Genomic DNA, 16684 nt, shown 5'->3' on the forward strand with positions numbered 1-16684 from the left:
GGATACCATCGGCTATTTTCCCCCGGTCATCCTCTCCACCACCGCCCAGGCCATCTCGGCAATCGGGCGTGCCCGTTTGCCGGATTCCAATGCATGGGCGCTGGCGGCCGTGCCATCCTTCACGCGGCCCATGATGCCCTGAAGAATGCCGGTGATGCGGAACATGTTGTAGGCCATGTAGAAATCGAGATGCGGAATGCCATCGCGGCCGGTGCGCTGGCAATACAGCTTGCAATACTCTGCCTCGCTGGGAATGCCGAGTGCCGCCAGATCGGCGCCGGCCAGGCCGCGGAATTGCTCCGGCGACAGATGCCAGGCCATCAGATGGTAGCTGAAATCGCCCAGCGGATGGCCGAGCGTGGACAATTCCCAATCCAGCACCGCGATCACACGCGGCTCGGTGGGATGGAAGATCATGTTGTCGAGGCGGTAATCGCCATGCACGATCGAGGTTTCGTCGCCCGGCGGGATATTCGCCGGCAGCCATTCGATCAGCTTGTCCATCGCCGGAATCGATTCCGTTTCCGACGCCTTGTACTGCTTCGACCAGCGGGCGATCTGGCGCGCAAAATAATCGCCGGGCTTGCCGAAATCGCCCAGGCCGATAGCGGCGTAATCCACACTATGCAGCGCGGCGATGGTGCGGTTCATGGCATCGTAGATGCCGGCGCGTTCCTCGCGCGGCAGATCGGGCAGGGTCGGATCCCAGAAGATCCGGCCTTCCACGCAATCCATCACATAGAAAGCCGTGCCGATCACGCTGTCGTCCTCACACAGCGCATGCGCCTTGGCCACCGGCACATCGGTGCCATGCAGCGCCTTGATCACGCGGAATTCACGATCCACCGCATGGGCGGAAGGCAGCAGCTTGCCCGGCGGCTTGCGGCGCAGCACGTATTTGTGCGTGGGCGTGAAAACCAGGAAGGTGGGGTTGGATTGCCCGCCCTTGAACTGCCGCAGTTCCATCGGGCCTTTGTAATCGGCAACGTTGGCCTTCATCCACGCGTCGAGAGCCGCTGTGTCGAACGCATGGCGCTCCTGCACCGGCATCGTGCCGCTGAACCGATCTTCATCCCGCATAACTGGACCACATGTTCTGGTTTCCCCCACTGACAGGCTTACGATAGCGAAGCGGCGGGGTGGGGCGCAACCTCTCGGATTCCGCCAATATCCCCGCTTATCTGCAACTTCGTTGGATGCCGGCCGCGCATCAAGACTTTGTGACCGGCATAACAGCGACTAATTTTGACGCGCTACCGCACGCCAGCCGATATCACTGCGACAGAAACCATCGGCCCAGCGTACATGTTTCACAGCCGCATAGGCTCGAGCCTGCGCTGTGGCGATATCGGGGCCGCGTGCGCAGATGCCCAGCACGCGGCCGCCATCGGCAACCACGGCGCCATCGGCGCGCTGTTTGGTGCCGGCATGAAACACCTGCGCGCCCGGTTGTGCCGCGGCTTCCTGCAGACCCTCGATCACACCGCCCTTGGCCGGCTCGCCGGGATAGCCGCGCCCGGCCATCACCACGCAAAGCGCAGCATCGTCATGCCAGCGCAGATCGAAATCCTTCAATTGCCCATCGCGTGCCGCCATCAGGGCCGGCAGCAGATCGGATTTCAACCGCAGCATCAGGGTCTGGCATTCCGGGTCGCCGAAGCGCGCATTGTATTCCAGAAGCTTGGGGCCATCCTTGGTGAGCATCAGGCCGGCAAACAGCACGCCCTTGAAAGGCGCGCCCTCGGCTGCCATCGCGGCCACGGTGGGCTGCACGATGCGCGCCATCACATCGGCCTGCAAAGCCGGCGTCAGCGCCGGAGCGGGCGAATAGGCGCCCATGCCGCCGGTATTGGGGCCGGTATCGCCATCGCCCACGCGTTTATGGTCCTGTGCCGAAACCAGCGGCAGCGCATGCTTGCCATCCACCAATGCGAAGAAGCTCACTTCCTCGCCATCGAGAAATTCCTCGATCACGGCTTCGGCCCCAGGCTCGGTGAACAGCGCGCGGGCGGCGTCCAGGGCTTCTTCCAAGGTCATGGCCACCACAACGCCTTTGCCGGCGGCCAAGCCATCGGCCTTCACCACGATGGGGGCGCCGTGCTTGCGGATATAGGCTTCCGCCGAGGCCAGATCGGTGAAGCGGCCATAGAAGGCGGTGGGGATATCGTATTTGGCGCAAAGGTCTTTCATGAAGCCCTTCGAACCCTCGATGCGTGCTGCCGAGGCAGTGGGGCCGAAACAGGCAAAGCCGGCCGCTTCCAGCACATCCACCAGGCCATTCACTAGCGGCACTTCGGGGCCCACCACAACAAAGTCGATATGCTCGTCGCGGCAGAGTTGCAGCATGGCGGCATTGTCGGTCACGTTCACCGGCCGGCAGAGCGCAATTTCGGCGATTCCGGGGTTGCCTGGGGCGCAAACCAGCTTGCCCACCAGCGGCGAGGCCTTCAGCGCCCAGCATAATGCATGCTCGCGGCCGCCCGATCCCACAACAAGCACATTCATGGCGTCACCCGGTCTGTTCGAATCGCGGCAATGTTTGTACCATGGGGGCCGGTTAAGCAAGGCTCTGAGTATGTCCGAACCTGTTGATAACGCCCGCGTTAACGTACCGGAATTCTCCGTCGGCGAGCTCTCCCACCGCCTGAAGCGCAGCGTGGAGGAGACTTTCGCCTGGGTGCGCGTGCGCGGCGAGATTTCCGGCTTCAAACGTCCGGCCTCGGGGCATCTGTATTTCGCCTTGAAAGACGCCGATGCGGTGCTGGATGCAGTCTGCTGGAAGGGCCAGGCCGCACGGCTGGGTGTAAAGCCGGAGGATGGCCTTGAGGTGATTTGCTCCGGCAAGCTCACCACCTATCCCGGCCGCTCGAAATACCAGATGGTGGTCGAGCGCATGGAGCTGGCCGGCCTCGGCGCGCTGATGGCCATGCTGGAGCAGCGCAAGAAAAAGCTGGCCGCCGAAGGTCTGTTCGATGCCGAGCGCAAGCGCGCGCTGCCCTATCTGCCCCGTGTGATCGGCGTGGTTACATCGCCGACCGGTGCCGTGATCCGCGATATCCTGCACAGGCTGCGCGATCGTTTCCCCACCCGTGTGCTGCTTTGGCCGGTGCTGGTGCAGGGCGAGGGCGCGGCCGATCAGGTGGCGCGTGCGATTGCCGGCTTCAATGCCTTGCCGCCGGACGGGCCGGTGCCGCGCCCGGATATCCTGATCGTGGCGCGCGGCGGCGGCAGCCTGGAAGATTTGATGGCCTTCAACGAGGAAAGCGTGGTGCGCGCCGCTGCCGCCTCGCAGATTCCGCTGATCTCGGCGGTGGGCCATGAAACCGACACGACATTGATCGACTTCGCCTCTGACCGCCGTGCGCCCACACCGACCGCTGCCGCCGAAATCGCCGTACCGGTGCGGCTGGAATTGCTGGGCGATGTGGCCGCGCTGGATGAACGCCTGCGGCGCGGCATGGGCCGCCTAGCGCTGGAACGCCGCCGGCAATTGCAGGGCCTGCTGCGCGGCCTGCGCGATCCGCGCGAAAAGCTGGCCCAGGCGCAGCAGCGCTTCGACGATCTGGCCGAGCGCCTGCCGCGCGCCCTGGGCGTCGGGCTCAGGGCACAGCGCGCCAGGCTGGATGCTTCTTTCGCCAAGCTGCGCCCGGCCTCGCTGCGGCGCGAGGCAGCAGAATATCGCCGCCGGTTGAAGGATGGCATGGCGCGGCTTGGCCGGGTGGTGCTGCGTCGGCGCGAGGATGCAGGCCAGGCCCTGCAACAGCGCGTAAAGCTGCTGGAAAGCCTGTCTTACCGCAATGTGCTGGCGCGCGGTTATGCCATGATCCTGGATGTGGATGGCCGTGCCGTGCAATCCGCCGAACAGCTTGCACCGGGCCAGGATGTGACGATCGAATTGCGCGATGGCCGCCGGGATGCGACAATCCAGGGCGGTTCCGCTTCAAAAGCGCGGGCCGCCAGGGCGAAGCCGGCCGGCGGCAAGGCGCAAGAGGAATTGTTCTGATGGCGTTTTTCCGGCTGAAGACGTTTTTTCGACTGAGGATAGGGAGCGTTTGAGATGGATCCGCATTTCAGCGGCCGCGACAACGAAGCCCGGCTGCATTTCCGCGATGGCAGCTACGATATCGTCGTACCCGGCAATTACGTGATCTGCGCCGTTACCGGCATGCGCATTCCGCTGGATCGCCTGCGCTATTGGGATGTGCCCAGCCAGCGTGCCTTTGTCAGCGCTGCAGTGGCGGTGCAGGCCCTGTGGGGCAAAAGCACCGATAGCAAAGCATCCGAATGATCCGCATATTCGCCGCGCTGTTGCTGTTGATCGCGTCGCCTGCCTTGGCGCAATCGCCGCCGGCCGGCATCACTTGGCAGGGCGATTTCTCGCAAGGCGGTCTGGTGCAGGGCCGGGTACAGAATCCTGGTGCACAGCCGGGTTTGAAGCTGATGCTGGGCCAGCGCCGCGTGCCGCTGGGGCCGAATGGCGAATTCGTGTTCGGCTTCGGGCGCGACGAACCCGCCGAGGCGGTGCTGATCATCGAACGCCCCGATGGCAGGCGCAGCGAGCATAAGCTTTCGATCGCACCGCGAAACTACGATATCCAGCGTATCGAAGGCTTGCCGCCGGCGCAGGTGACGCCGCCGCCCTCTGTGCTGGACCGCATCAAGCGCGAGAATGCCAAGATTGCCGAAGTGCGCCGCCGCGAAACGCCGTCGCTGGATTTCCTGGGCGGCTGGATCTGGCCCGCCGATGGCCCGGTTAGCGGTGTTTATGGCAGCCAGCGCATCCTGAATGGCGAGCCGCGCCAGCCGCATTTCGGCCTGGATATCGCAGCGCCGGCCGGATCGCCGGTGCGTGCCTCCACGGCGGGGATCGTGGTGATGGCGGAGAAAGACCTGTATTTCACCGGCGGTACGATCATCATCGACCACGGCCAGGGCATCAACGGTGCCTATTCGCATCTTGCCAGCGTGACGGTGAAGGTCGGCCAGCATGTGAAGCAGGGCGAGGTGATCGGCACCGTGGGCGCCACCGGGCGCGCCACCGGTCCGCATCTGGATTGGCGGGTGAACTGGTTCGATGTGCGCCTCGATCCGCAGCGCCTGCTGCGGCCGCGTTAGAACATAAAACGTCACCCTCGCACGCATTGCGAGGGTCCATGCCTGAAATAACAAGGCTGGTGAATCATGGACCACCGGAACAAGTCCGGTGGTGACGACATCCATTTGGATGCATTTGGCAGGCTTACTTGCTCTCTCGCCGCCACATCAGCATCAGCGCGGCGACAGCCAGCACCAGCATGGCCAGCGCCGGGGCCAGCGGGGTGAGCGTGAGGCCCACCACGGCGTAATCCTCGCGGCGGATCAGGCCGATCCAGTCGCGGCCCGAGGATTCGCGGGCAACGCCGCGGGGGCGTTCCGTCATGCGGATATCGGGCAGGCCGTCGCGCAGCCATTTGCTGGCGCCCTGGCTGGCAGCCACGATGGGCTGCAGCTTGGCCGGCGTGGCGCGTACATCGGCGAATTCGCGCGGGTTGACGGCGCCGACAGTAGCCAAGGCCTCGCGTTCGCCATCCGAGATGTGCCAGATGCCGGGCAGGTCGGCGGCCAGGGCGCCAGTGGCGGCACCATCGCCGCGCTCTTGCAAGGTAAGCTGGCGCTGCGAGCCATCGGGGCGGGTGACGGTAAGCGGCGCCTCGCGCGGGGTCATGCTGCGGCGTTCGATCTCCAGGCGGCCATCGCGCACATCGGCACGTAGGGCTTCTTCCTCGAGATCGGGTTCCTTCATCATCCAATGGGCCAGGCGGCGCAGCAATTCGGCTTGCGGTCCGCCGCCCTCGAAGCCGCGCGACCATAGCCATACATGATCGGAATATAGCTGTGCCACGCGGCCCTTCTGCACACGGTCGAGCAGCAGCAACGGTTCGGCCAGGGGCGTTTCCATCACCACATGGCCGCGCTTCACATCCACATTCACGGTGCGGAACCAACGGCTCCAGCTCGGCAGGCTGCCCGCTTCGCCCGCGCCGGGCAGACCGGCGGTAACCGGATGGCGGCGGCCCAGGGCGCTCAATTGCGGCTGGAAGGCCTCATGGCGCACGGTGCCGGTGGGGCGGCCGGGAAACACGTCGGCCAGCGGTGTGCGGTACAGGCTCAGCGGCGTGGCATAGGCCGGGCCAGACACTTCCAGCAGCGCGCCGCCGTTTTCCACATAGCGGGCGATATTCTCGAAATAGGCATTGGGCAGGATGCCGCGCCGCCGATAGCGGTCGAAGATCACCAGATCGAATTCGCTGAGTTTGATCTCGAACAATTCGCGGATCGGGAAGGCGATCAGCGAAAGCTCGCGGATCGGCGTACCGTCCTGCTTGTCCGGCGGACGCAGGATGGTGAAATGCACCAAGTCCACATTGGGGTCTGCCTTCAGCAGATTGCGCCAGACGCGCTCGCCGGCATGGGCCTCGCCGGTGACCAGCAGCACGCGCAGGCGGTCGCGGATGCCATTGATCGACAAGGCCGCACGATTGTTCATCGCGGTGAGTTCGCCAGGCAGGGCCGGCACTTCCAGTTCCAGCAGGCTGCGCCCGGCGCGATCGAGCCTGAAGGGAACGGTGACTTCCCGATTGAGCGGTACGCTCTGGCGCAGATCCGGACGATCCTGCTGGCGCAACAGCAATTCGGTCATCTCGGTGGGGCCGGCAGCCGGATCCTCGATGCGCAGCGTGAGGCTGAGCTGCTGGTTCACCATGCCGAAGGTGGGGGCATTCACCACCACCAGACGGCGGTCGCGCTCGTCGGGCCGGCCGGTGAGCAGCACATGCACGGGCGCGCCCAGGATATCGGCGGCGGCAGCGGTTTCGGGCACATCATGCACCTGGCCATCGGTGATCATGATGGTGCCGGCCAGGCGGTGGCGCGGCACATCGGTGAGCGCCATGTTCAATGCCGAGAATAGCCGCGTGCCGTCATCGCGCTTGGCGCTTTCGGCATCGGGCGCGCCGGCCTTCACGGTACGCAGCTCAAGATTGGGAATGCGGCCAAGCCGTTCGGTGAGGGCAGCGGCCGCCTCGGCGGTTTGCACGGCACGGTTCTCGATGCCCTGGCTCGGGCTTTCATCCACCACCAGCACGGCGATATCGGGCAGAGTGGCCCGTTCTTCCTTGCGCGCCACCGGATTGGCCAGCACGGTGAGCAGCAGCAGGGCGGCCAAGCCGCGCAGCAGGCTGCCACGGGCGCGCCGGATCAGGCCGAACAGCAGCAGCGCGGCACTGGCCGCACACAGCGCCAGCACTGCCCAGAGCGGAATCAGCGGTGCGAAATCCAGGGTGAGCGGTGCATTCTCCATCATCGCCGCCGCCTCATTGCCCAAGGCGTTCCAGCAGGGCGGGGATATGCACCTGATCGGCCTTGTAATTGCCGGTCAGGGTATACATCAGCAGATTCACGCCGAAGCGATAGGCGAATTCGCGATGGCGCGGCGTGTTGGGCTGAGTGGGCGCCATCGGCCTTCCATTATCGTCCATCGCCCAGGCCGCGGCCCAATCGTTGCCGCCGATCACCAGCGAGGTGACGCCATCCTTCTCGCCGCCCGGATTGCGTTCCACCCAGACCGGCCCGCCGACATAGCGGCCGGGAAAATCCTGCAACAGGTAAAACGCCTTGGTCAGCACATGGTCGTCTGGCACGGTCATCAGCGGCGGGATATCCAGCTTGCCCAGCAATTGCCGCAGCTTTTCGGTGCCCGGGCTGGCGCCGGTGCCGGCAAAGGGCATGCCCTGATCGCGGGTATCGAACAGGATCATGCCACCGGTCTTCATGAAGATGTCGAGCCGTTTGAGCGCCGCATCCGACAAAAGCGGCTGGTTCGGCACCATCGGCCAATACAGAAACGGCAGCAGCGAGATATCGTCGCGCTCCAGATTCACGCCGATCGGATCGGAAGCCTCGATGGAAGTGCGGCGATAGAGGATTTCGGTCAGGCCGAACAGGCCGGCGCGGCTCATCTGGTCCACACTGGCATCGCCGGTGATCACATAGGCAAGCCGCAGATCGCTGGCGGCGCGCTGCACGAAATCTTCGGCCAGATTGCTGGGCGGCGGATTGCCTTGCTGCGGACGGCGTGGCTGCTGTGCGGCGGCATCCTGCATGCCGAACACCGACAAGCCGATCAGCATGGCTGCCGTGGCTTTGCCCAGGCTATGCGGGCGCAGCCGCGGCAGCAATCCGCGCAGCCACAAGCCGATCAGCCAATCGGCCAGCAGCAACAGCAGGGCGCCGGTCATCAGCCAGGGCAGCAGGCGGGTTTCTTGCGTGTTTTCACTCAAATCCAGCAGCCGGGCTTCATTGGGCCAATTGCGCTGGGCGATGGGGTGCGCCGCCGCGTCGTCGAACAGGTTCACCGCCGTGCGGCTGTCCCAGCGGCCATAATAGCCGGGCGGATGGCGCGGGCCGGGCTTGAAATCGGCAGGTAAGCGCGCCGGCAAAGGCTGCACGGCGGCGCCGGGTTCATCGGCGCGGCCGAAACCGTCCAGCACCGCCAGCGGCGCGCGCGGCTGGTCTGCCTCGCCCTCGGCGCCCACGCCTTGCGACAATTCCACCACACGGCGCAGCAGATCGACATAGAAGCCGGATAGTGGCATGTCGCTCCACAGCGTGTTGGCGGTGGTATGCACCAGGATCAGCCAGCCCTTGCCATGGCGGTCGCCAGTGATCAGCGGTGTGCCGTCTTCCAGCCGCAGCCAGGTCTTTTCGCTCAGGCGCGGTTCGGGATCGGCAAGTACCTGGCGGCTCACGGTCACTTCGGGCGAAATCGCCAGGCCGTAAAGCGGGCTGGTTTCCGGAATCGGACCCAGCCGCAAAGGCTGCGCCCACGACATCGCGCCGCCCAATTGCCGCGAGCCCTGGCGCAGTTTCACCGGCAGCAGGCCATCGCTGCTATCGGCCAGGCGCGGCCCGGCGAAACGCAGCAGCACGCCGCCATTCTCCACCCATTCGTTGATCCGCCGGCTTTCGCCGCCCACCAGGTTGCCGATATCGGCCAGCACGATCACGGCGATATCGCGTTCCAGCAATTGCTCGGCATTGCCTTTGCGGATTTCGGCAAAGGGTTGCAACGCACGCTCCAGATAGAACAGATCGGCCAGCAGCGGCTGCTGGTTTTCCAGCGCACCGCCAGAGATCAGGCCCACCGGGCGGCGGCGCCAGGTATCGTCCAGCAGGCGCACGGTGCCGATGCCGGGCAGTTCCTCGATTTCCAGCCGCGCCAGGCGATTGCGCAACTCGGTGGGCAGATCCAACTTCACGCTGGCTTCGGTCTGGTTATTGCCGAACAGGAAGGGTGTGCGCGACAGCACGCGCCCCTGGTCGCTCACGCTGCGCAGCGTCAGTGCAATTTCGCTGCCGCCAACCGCGCGGCGCAGCAGCACGGTGTCGCCCTGGCTGTCGGTCCTTGGCGGCGCCATGGCCAATGCGGTGTCGGCTTCCAGCGGGCGGATGATGCTCAAATCGCCCAGCCAGCGCAGTTTTTCAGCCAGGGTGAAGGCGATTTCGCCGCTGTCATCCTCGGCCAGGCCATCGGCGATCCAGGCCACCTCGGCCTCTTTCGGCGCGGCTTCGGCGGGCAGGGCATTCAGCGCACGCAGCAGGCCGGCGCGATCGGTGGCCCAGGATTTCGGCTGTAGTGCGGCCAGGTGCGGGCGCAATTCGGCCGCTGGCTGCAAGCTGCCGATACGATGCGGTTCGCCATTGGCAGGCGCTGCCGTGGTGAGCAGCATGGCCGGGCGGCCTTCGCGCTCGGCGCGCTCGAGCAGGGCTTCGGCACGTGCCATGCGTTCGCGCCAGCGCGGTGCCGCGGCCCAGCCATCATCCATCACCAGCACCAATGGTCCGCTGCTGATGCGGCTGCGATCCGGATTGAGCAACGGTTCGGCCAGAGCCAGGATCACCAGGGCGGCGATCAGCATGCGCAGGATCAGCAGCCAGAGCGGCGTATGGGCTGGGGTTTCTTCCTTGGGGCGCAAAGCCAGCAGCAGGCGCAGCGGCGGAAACTCCACCAGCTTGGGGCGCGGCGGCGTGATGCGCAGCAGCCACCACAGCACAGGCAGGCTGATCAGCGCCAGCAGGGCCAGCGGCGTGGCAAAAGCAAGACCACTCAACCCCAGCATCAGCGCCGCATGCCTTCCCGCCCGCCTTCCAGCGCCAGATACAGCGCCATCAGCAGGGCTTCCGCCGGTTTGTCGGTGCGGTGCACGATATGATGCCAGCCCAGGCGGCGGCAGATTTCCGCAACCTCATGGCGATGGGCGGCGAAATAGCCGCGCCAATCCTGCGCCAGGGTTTCGGCGCGCGGCGCCAGCAACGGCGTTTCGCCTTCCAGGCCCAGAAATCGCGTGCGGCCGCGATACGGGAAATCTTCCTCGGCCGGATCGATGATGCGTACCACGCAGCCCTTCAGGCCCTGATCGGCCAGGCCGCGCAGCCGCACTGCAATCTCTTCCGGCGGATAGAGGAAGTCGCCGAACAGCACCAACTGCGCATGACGCGGCAGGCGGATCATCGGCGGCAGGCTGGCCTCGGCCGGCTGATCGCGCAACCGCGCCAGGCGACCGGCGATACGGGGCAGCACATTGCGCCCGGCGCTCGGCCGTTCCGGCGCACCCAACAGGCCGACGCGTTCGCCGCCGCGCAGCAACAGCGAAGCGCAGGCCAACAGCAGCAGATCGGCACGGCGATCCTTGCGTTCCAGTGCCAGGTCGGAACCCCAGACCATGGAGGGCGAGGGGTCGCGCCACAACCAGACGCTTTCGGCCGCCTCCCACTCATTCTCGCGGATATAGGTGTGGCCGCTCTTGGCGGTCTGGCGCCAGTCGATGCGGGAGATCGTGTCGCCGGGGCTGTAGCGGCGGAATTGCCAGAAGGCATCGCCCAGGCCCACGCGGCGGCGGCCATGCACGCCTTGCTCGACGGTGGCGGCTACGCGTTCTGCATCCAGCAGCAATGGCGGCAGGAAGGCGGCGAAATGTTCGGCGCGGTTGGTAAGGTTGGCCGCAGCGTTTGCCGTGGATGCGCTGTTTGCTTGCGGCGTTTCCGGTGTCAACGCGCTTGCCATGGCTTGGCTCAGCGCAAGGGTCCGGTGAGGCGATCGATCACATCGGCCACGTTCACGCCCTCGGCGCGGGCAGCGAAGGTGAGCGCCATGCGATGGCGCAGCACGGGGCCGGCCAGGGCCAGCACATCCTCGATGGATGGCGCAAGCCGGCCTTGCAGCAACGCGCGGGCGCGCACGGCCAGCATCAGGGCCTGGCTGGCGCGCGGGCCGGGGCCCCAGGCCACCAGATCGCGGATGCCCGCCACATTGCTTTCGTCCGGGCGGCCGGAACGCACCAGGTCGAGGATCGCTTCCACCACGCTTTCGCCCACCGGCACGCGGCGCACCAGGCGCTGGGCGGCGATCAATTCGCCGGCATTGAGGATGGTGGGGATGGTTTCTTCATTGGCGCCGGTGGTGGCAAACAGCATGCGGCGTTCGGCCTCGCGGTCCGGATAGCGCACGTCGATCTGCAGCAGGAAGCGGTCGAGCTGCGCTTCGGGCAGCGGGTAGGTGCCTTCCTGCTCCAGCGGATTCTGAGTGGCCAGCACATGGAACGGCGCGGGCAGATCGTGGCGCGTGCCGGCCACGCTTACTTGCCGTTCCTGCATCGCCTGCAGCAGCGCCGATTGCGTGCGCGGGCTGGCACGGTTGATTTCGTCCGCCATCAACAATTGGCAGAAGATCGGGCCGGAAATGAAGCGGAAGGAGCGGCGGCCGCTATCGGATTCCTCAAGCACTTCCGAGCCGAGAATATCGGCGGGCATCAGGTCTGGCGTGAATTGCACGCGGCGGGCATCCAGGCCCAATACGCGCGCCAGGGTTTCCACCAGCTTGGTTTTGGCCAGGCCGGGCACACCCACCAGCAGGCCATGGCCGCCGGCCAGCAAAGTGACAAGGGTTTCCTCGACCACCGCACCCTGGCCGAAAATCACCCGCTCGATGGCTTCCTTTGCGGCACCCAGCCGCCCTCCCAGGCGTTCGATCTCGGGGAGGATTTGGTCGGCGGCGTCGCTGAAATTTTGCATGTCAGCGATTATATAGTAGAAGCGGAGCGAAAGCACAGACAAACAATGAACCAGCAACCCAATCCCGCCTCGTTTCTCAAGGATGTGATCGCCCGTTTCGGCGGCGACAGCGTATCCGTTGAGCGCAAGCGCCCGCCGGTTCATCTCTGGAACCCGGAATTCTGCGGCAATATCGACATGCGCATCGCCCGCGATGGGCGCTGGTATTACATGGGCACGCCGATCGACCGCATTCCGATGGTAAAGCTTTTTGCCGGGATTCTGCGCCGCGAACCCGATGATGCCTATGTTCTGGTCACGCCGGTGGAAAAGGTGGGCATCCGGGTGGACGATGTGCCTTTCCTGGCTGTGGAAATGCAGTTCGAAGGCGAGGGGCGTCAACGGCGGATCGCTTTTCGCACCAATCTGGATGAGATTGTGCCGTTGGATGCCGAACACCCGTTGCGCGTGGACGTAGCGCCGGAGACGGGCGAACCCTCACCCTATATAAACGTGCGCGACCGGTTGGAGGCGCGACTCGCTCGCCCGGTCTATTACCAGATGGCCGAATTGGCCGAGCCCGCCGATGACGATCCCAGCCTGCTTGGCGTGTGGAGTGCCGGTGGCTTTCATGCATTGGGCAAAGTAGATGTCGATTGATGCCGCCCTGCCGCAGATGCAGGCATCCTATCTTGAACGCCTGCGTCGCGCCGTAATGCCGCCGCCGCCGCTTTCGGCTTTGCCGTTGGCGCTCGAGCAGGCCAGGGGCGGCGATTTTCAACTCAACCCGAATTTCAAGCCGGTGCGCGTGGGCCCGCTGATGCCGGCTGCCGTGCTGGTGCCGGTGGTGGATTATCCGCAGGGTGAACGGCTGATTCTCACCCGCCGCAATGCGCATCTTTCCAATCATGCCGGCCAGGTCAGCTTTCCCGGCGGCCGTGTCGATCCCACCGATGCCGATGTGATTGCGGCTGCCCTGCGCGAGGCGGAGGAAGAGATCGGGCTGCAGCGCCGGCATGTGGATGTGCTGGGTGCGCTGGATCCCTATGTCACCGGCACCGGCTTTGCCGTTGTTCCGGTGGTGGCCCGGGTGGAACCGGGCTTTCAGTTGCATCTGGCGCAGCAGGAGGTGGACGAGGCCTTTGAAGTGCCGTTCGATTTTCTGATGGATGCCCGCAATCACCAGCAGCATCGCGGCATATTCAACGGCGTGGAGCGGCAATGGTGGGCAATGCCCTATCAACAGCATTATATCTGGGGCGCCACCGCAGGCATGTTGCGCAATCTGTATCAACGCATCGTCGCGCAGCAAGAAGGCGGAATGCAGGAGGATAGGGGATGAGCCGCATCTTGATTCATGGCGCGCTGCTGCTGTTGCCCTTCGTGCTGTATTTTCTCTACCTCTGGCGTGTGCGCCGGGCCGGCAAGGAAGGGCCTGAAACCACGCCGTGGTTCATGCTCAGCCTGGCCGGGCTGGTGCTGATGATCGGCAGCTTCGCCGTTGTGCATGTGATGAGCGATCAGCCCTCGGGCCAGTATACGCCTGCAAGATTGCAGGATGGCCGCATCGTGCCTGGTGATATTCGTCCCGGCGAACACAAGAACTGACCGGGCCATGGCCGAGCCGGGCGAACCGAACCACCGCATGCAGCCGCCCGACTGGATGACCCAGCCGCAGACGCGCGCGATCATGGCCGCGCTGATGGCCGATGGCCGGCCGGCGCGTTTCGTGGGCGGCTGCGTGCGCGATGCGCTGCTGGGCCTGCGGCCAGTCGATATCGATATCGCCACCCCGGAAATGCCGGAGCGGGTGCAAAAACTGCTCAAGCGCGCCGGCATCAAGGCGATTCCCACCGGCATCGCCCATGGCACCATCACCGCCGTGTTGCCGCCGGTGCAATGCGAGATCACAACCCTGCGCCGGGATATCGACACCGATGGCCGCCACGCCGTGGTGCAGTTCGGCAGCGATGGGTCGGAGGTTGGTTGGGCCGAGGATGCGGCGCGGCGCGATTTCACCATCAATGCGCTGTATGCGGATGCCGATGGCGGCGTTTTCGATCCCACTGGCCAAGGGCTGGCCGATCTGCAGGCCGGCCGGGTGCGTTTCATCGGCGATGCGGCGCAGCGGGTGCGCGAGGATTACCTGCGCGCCCTGCGGTTCTTCCGCTTCCATGCCCGTTTCGCCTCCGGCCAACCCGATGCCGAGGCGCTGGCGGCCTGCCGCGATGCCGTGCCCGGGATGGCCCGGCTTTCCGCCGAACGGGTGGGGGCCGAGATGATCAAGTTGCTGGCCTTGCCCAAGGCAGCCCCGGCATTGGCGGCGATGGCGGATTGCGGCCTGCTGGCGGCGGTGTTGCCCGAGGCGCGGTTGGTTGGGGCCGGGCTGGATCGTCTGATAGCGTTGCAGCAGCAGCTTGGCGCCGCCGATCTTGCCGATCCGGACGATCCCTGGCCACGACTCAGCCTGCTGGTGGGGGAAGCCTGGGATGCCGTTGCCGACCGGCTGAAACTCTCCAACGCCCAGCGTAAGCGCCTGGAGGATCTGGCCCAGCCTTTCGATTGGGCGGCCTTCGCCGATCCGGAAAGCCGGCAGGCACTATATTTTGATTCCGGCGCCGCCCAGATCCGCGACCGTGCCCTGCTGGCGGCGGCAACGGATACAACTTCCGGGCAGGTCTCCGATCCGGCCCCGGACCATAGCTTGGGGGCGGTCGACCGACCGGCCCCGGGCGAGCGGGCGGCAGCCCTGCCGGGGCTGCTGGAAAGCATGCGCACCTGGCGCAAACCGGTCTTTCCCCTGCGTGGGGCGGATCTGCTTGCGCATGGCATGCGCCATGGCCCGGGCCTGGGCGGCATGCTCAAGGAACTGGAAGCCTGGTGGCGCCAGGATGGCTGCCGCGCAGACCGGGAAGCCTGCCTGGCCCATCTGCGCCAGCGCGTGGTGATCGAGGAAAGCGATGCACCGGCTGCTGCAAGCGATGCGGTCGAAGCTGCAGGCAAGGACAAGCCGCCGGCGCGTTAGGCGCTGCGTATGTTCGTGTCACCGAAGACCGCTGCGCGGCATTCCATCGAAGGACGGATGATCGCAAGCCGGTTTGGCTTCAACCGATCGCTTCCTGGCCCGCGCCAGTATCCGGCCCAGCACCCCTATCCGGCAAAGACACCGGCATCCTGCAAAAGGATAAGACCGGGCGGCGGCCAGGTAACAAGCCAGGCAGCAACTCTGCCGACGAGCCGGCGATAGGGGGGATGCCCAGAGGAAAAGAACAGGGCGGGGGAAAGAACAGGGGAGGGGGAAAAGAAAAGGGCGCCGATTGGCGCCCCAATTTCCGGAACCGGTTGCAGCAACCGCCTAGACGGCGCAGCCCTTACCCCGGAAAGAACTCGAGCTCCACGTCGGCGCTGAAAATCCAGTCGTCGATGTGGAGCTCGAGGCCATACTTAAAACTTCATTACTTCTTCTTGGCGGCCTTCTTGACGGCCTTCTTCACAACCTTCTTGGCAGCCTTCTTGACTACCTTCTTCACGGCCTTCTTAGCGGCCTTCTTCTTCGCAGCCATGTTCTCCTCCATGGAAGTGGTGTGGTCCGCGGACCACGATATTTCGAGAAATGTTTCTCGAACATCATTTCTCTAGCATAGAGATTGGCTGTTAACCACAAAATCTTGCGTCCGCTGAAAATTTTTTTGACAGCGTGGTTTTTTTGCAATAGCGGCGTTTCGCACTGGTTAGATGGTGATGCGGAAGACATCGATGCGTAGTGATTCAAATGCTGCTTTCATGCATCATCGCTGAGTCGTGCGAATGCAGAAAACCCGCATGGAATATGGTGTTTTTCATCATGGCCATTTCACTTCGGGAGGCAGCGACATCAGTATCGCTTCGACGTTGCCACCGGTTTTCAGACCGAATGTTGTGCCTCGATCATAGAGCAGATTGAACTCCACATAGCGCCCGCGACGGACCAGTTGATGCTCCCTGTCGGCGGCATTCCACCCCTCCGACATGCGTCGGCGGACGATTTTTGGGTAAGTTTCGAGGAACGATTCGCCGACCGCCCGGGTGAACGCAAAATCCCTCTCCCAATCCCCGCTATCGAGCTGATCGTAGAAGATGCCACCCACGCCGCGCGGCTCGTTGCGATGCGGCAGGAAGAAGTAGTCGTCGCACCATTTCTTGAAGCGGGGGTAGTAATCCGGGTCGAAGCGGTCGCAGGTTTGCTGCAGAGCGGCATGGAAGGTTTCGGTATCCTCGGCCACGGGAACCATCGGCGTAAGGTCGGCGCCGCCGCCAAACCAACCGCGACGGGTGACAATGAAGCGGGTGTTCATATGCACGGCTGGCACTTTAGGCGAGCGCATATGTGCTACCAGCGAGATGCCGCTGGCCCAGAACCGGCCATCCTCTGCGGCGCCGGGAATCTGTTTGCGGAAGTCTGGGCTGAATTCGCCGAACACGGTGGATACGTTCACGCCCACCTTTTCGAACACGCGGCCATGCATCAGGCTCATCACGCCGCCGCCGCCATCGCTCCTCCCATCGCCATCGCGGGCCGCAGTGCTGCCGATTGCTGCAGCCTCTTCCGCATTCCCAA

At 64.7% G+C, this 16684-nt stretch carries 13 protein-coding genes and 1 pseudogene; 7 read left to right on the forward strand and 7 right to left on the reverse strand.

The genetic code is table 11. From position 1 onward, the window contains the following. Positions 1–12 precede the first annotated feature (12 nt). Both KF827_RS14160 and purD read right to left on the reverse strand, forming a co-directional pair. Positions 13–1080: a phosphotransferase family protein gene (locus KF827_RS14160; protein ID WP_291006797.1), complete on the reverse strand. Its 1068-nt coding sequence runs from the start codon at positions 1078–1080 to the stop codon at positions 13–15. 159 nt (positions 1081–1239) lie between these two features. Beyond that, positions 1240–2505: a phosphoribosylamine--glycine ligase gene (gene purD / locus KF827_RS14165; RefSeq protein ID WP_291006799.1), complete on the reverse strand. Its 1266-nt coding sequence runs from the start codon at positions 2503–2505 to the stop codon at positions 1240–1242. Positions 2506–2575: 70 nt separating this feature from the next. Here purD and xseA point away from each other — a divergent pair, with 70 nt between their 5' ends. The 3 genes from xseA to KF827_RS14180 are packed head-to-tail and all read left to right on the forward strand — an operon-like array spanning position 2576 to position 5115. Further along, on the forward strand, positions 2576–4003 hold the full coding sequence (xseA, locus tag KF827_RS14170) for an exodeoxyribonuclease VII large subunit (RefSeq protein WP_291006801.1): 1428 nt from the start codon (positions 2576–2578) through the stop codon (positions 4001–4003). 54 nt (positions 4004–4057) lie between these two features. Then, positions 4058–4288, forward strand: coding sequence for a DUF2093 domain-containing protein (locus KF827_RS14175; protein ID WP_291006803.1), 231 nt, complete (start codon positions 4058–4060; stop codon positions 4286–4288). Next, positions 4285–5115 carry a M23 family metallopeptidase gene (locus tag KF827_RS14180; RefSeq protein WP_291006805.1) on the forward strand — a complete coding sequence of 277 codons (831 nt, stop codon included), beginning with the start codon at positions 4285–4287 and terminating at the stop codon, positions 5113–5115. The genes KF827_RS14175 and KF827_RS14180 overlap by 4 nt, the downstream gene beginning before the upstream one ends. A 124-nt stretch (positions 5116–5239) precedes the next feature. Here the strand turns inward: KF827_RS14180 and KF827_RS14185 are convergent, their stop codons facing one another. From KF827_RS14185 to KF827_RS14200, 4 genes are read right to left on the reverse strand one after another with little or no spacing between them, the layout of a single operon-like run. Further along, positions 5240–7342: a hypothetical protein gene (locus KF827_RS14185; protein ID WP_291006807.1), complete on the reverse strand. Its 2103-nt coding sequence runs from the start codon at positions 7340–7342 to the stop codon at positions 5240–5242. Between the two features lie 10 nt (positions 7343–7352). Then, positions 7353–10157 (reverse strand): DUF4159 domain-containing protein, encoded by a 2805-nt coding sequence (locus tag KF827_RS14190; RefSeq protein ID WP_291006809.1) that lies wholly within the window; start codon positions 10155–10157, stop codon positions 7353–7355. Then, a complete protein-coding gene (locus tag KF827_RS14195) occupies positions 10157–11101 on the reverse strand; it encodes a DUF58 domain-containing protein (protein WP_291006811.1) in 945 nt (314 codons plus the stop codon). The genes KF827_RS14190 and KF827_RS14195 overlap by 1 nt, the downstream gene beginning before the upstream one ends. Positions 11102–11109: 8 nt before the next feature. Continuing rightward, complete coding sequence (locus tag KF827_RS14200) at positions 11110–12108, reverse strand: MoxR family ATPase (RefSeq protein WP_291006813.1); 999 nt, start codon at positions 12106–12108, stop codon at positions 11110–11112. A 45-nt stretch (positions 12109–12153) separates the two neighbouring features. On the opposite strand from KF827_RS14200, the gene KF827_RS14205 reads away from it, so the two are divergent. The 4 genes from KF827_RS14205 to KF827_RS14220 are packed head-to-tail and all read left to right on the forward strand — an operon-like array spanning position 12154 to position 15112. Continuing rightward, positions 12154–12747, forward strand: coding sequence for a DUF1285 domain-containing protein (locus KF827_RS14205; protein WP_291006815.1), 594 nt, complete (start codon positions 12154–12156; stop codon positions 12745–12747). Beyond that, on the forward strand, positions 12737–13429 hold the full coding sequence (locus KF827_RS14210) for a CoA pyrophosphatase (RefSeq protein WP_291006817.1): 693 nt from the start codon (positions 12737–12739) through the stop codon (positions 13427–13429). The genes KF827_RS14205 and KF827_RS14210 overlap by 11 nt, the downstream gene beginning before the upstream one ends. Further along, a complete protein-coding gene (locus KF827_RS14215; RefSeq protein WP_291006819.1) occupies positions 13426–13695 on the forward strand; it encodes a DUF6111 family protein in 270 nt (89 codons plus the stop codon). Before KF827_RS14210 ends, KF827_RS14215 begins: the two co-directional genes overlap by 4 nt. A 7-nt stretch (positions 13696–13702) precedes the next feature. Beyond that, a complete protein-coding gene (locus KF827_RS14220; RefSeq protein WP_291006821.1) occupies positions 13703–15112 on the forward strand; it encodes a CCA tRNA nucleotidyltransferase in 1410 nt (469 codons plus the stop codon). Between the two features lie 817 nt (positions 15113–15929). Here KF827_RS14220 and hemF read toward each other — a convergent pair. Further along, positions 15930–16631: pseudogene (gene hemF, locus KF827_RS14225) on the reverse strand (oxygen-dependent coproporphyrinogen oxidase); the annotation flags it as partial. Positions 16632–16684 lie beyond the last annotated feature (53 nt).

Origin of the sequence: Ferrovibrio sp., assembly GCF_019636075.1 — a bacterium.
GTDB lineage: Bacteria > Pseudomonadota > Alphaproteobacteria > Ferrovibrionales > Ferrovibrionaceae > Ferrovibrio.

Coding starts and splice junctions, on each gene's coding strand:
- xseA (WP_291006801.1), top strand. CDS start 2,576: ATGTCCGAACCTGTTGATAACGCCCGCGTTAACGTACCGGAATTCTCC.
- KF827_RS14200 (WP_291006813.1), bottom strand. CDS start 12,108: ATGCAAAATTTCAGCGACGCCGCCGACCAAATCCTCCCCGAGATCGAA.
- KF827_RS14210 (WP_291006817.1), top strand. CDS start 12,737: ATGTCGATTGATGCCGCCCTGCCGCAGATGCAGGCATCCTATCTTGAA.
- purD (WP_291006799.1), bottom strand. CDS start 2,505: ATGAATGTGCTTGTTGTGGGATCGGGCGGCCGCGAGCATGCATTATGC.
- KF827_RS14185 (WP_291006807.1), bottom strand. CDS start 7,342: ATGATGGAGAATGCACCGCTCACCCTGGATTTCGCACCGCTGATTCCG.
- KF827_RS14195 (WP_291006811.1), bottom strand. CDS start 11,101: ATGGCAAGCGCGTTGACACCGGAAACGCCGCAAGCAAACAGCGCATCC.
- KF827_RS14190 (WP_291006809.1), bottom strand. CDS start 10,157: ATGCTGGGGTTGAGTGGTCTTGCTTTTGCCACGCCGCTGGCCCTGCTG.
- KF827_RS14220 (WP_291006821.1), top strand. CDS start 13,703: ATGGCCGAGCCGGGCGAACCGAACCACCGCATGCAGCCGCCCGACTGG.
- KF827_RS14180 (WP_291006805.1), top strand. CDS start 4,285: ATGATCCGCATATTCGCCGCGCTGTTGCTGTTGATCGCGTCGCCTGCC.
- KF827_RS14160 (WP_291006797.1), bottom strand. CDS start 1,080: ATGCGGGATGAAGATCGGTTCAGCGGCACGATGCCGGTGCAGGAGCGC.
- KF827_RS14205 (WP_291006815.1), top strand. CDS start 12,154: ATGAACCAGCAACCCAATCCCGCCTCGTTTCTCAAGGATGTGATCGCC.
- KF827_RS14215 (WP_291006819.1), top strand. CDS start 13,426: ATGAGCCGCATCTTGATTCATGGCGCGCTGCTGCTGTTGCCCTTCGTG.
- KF827_RS14175 (WP_291006803.1), top strand. CDS start 4,058: ATGGATCCGCATTTCAGCGGCCGCGACAACGAAGCCCGGCTGCATTTC.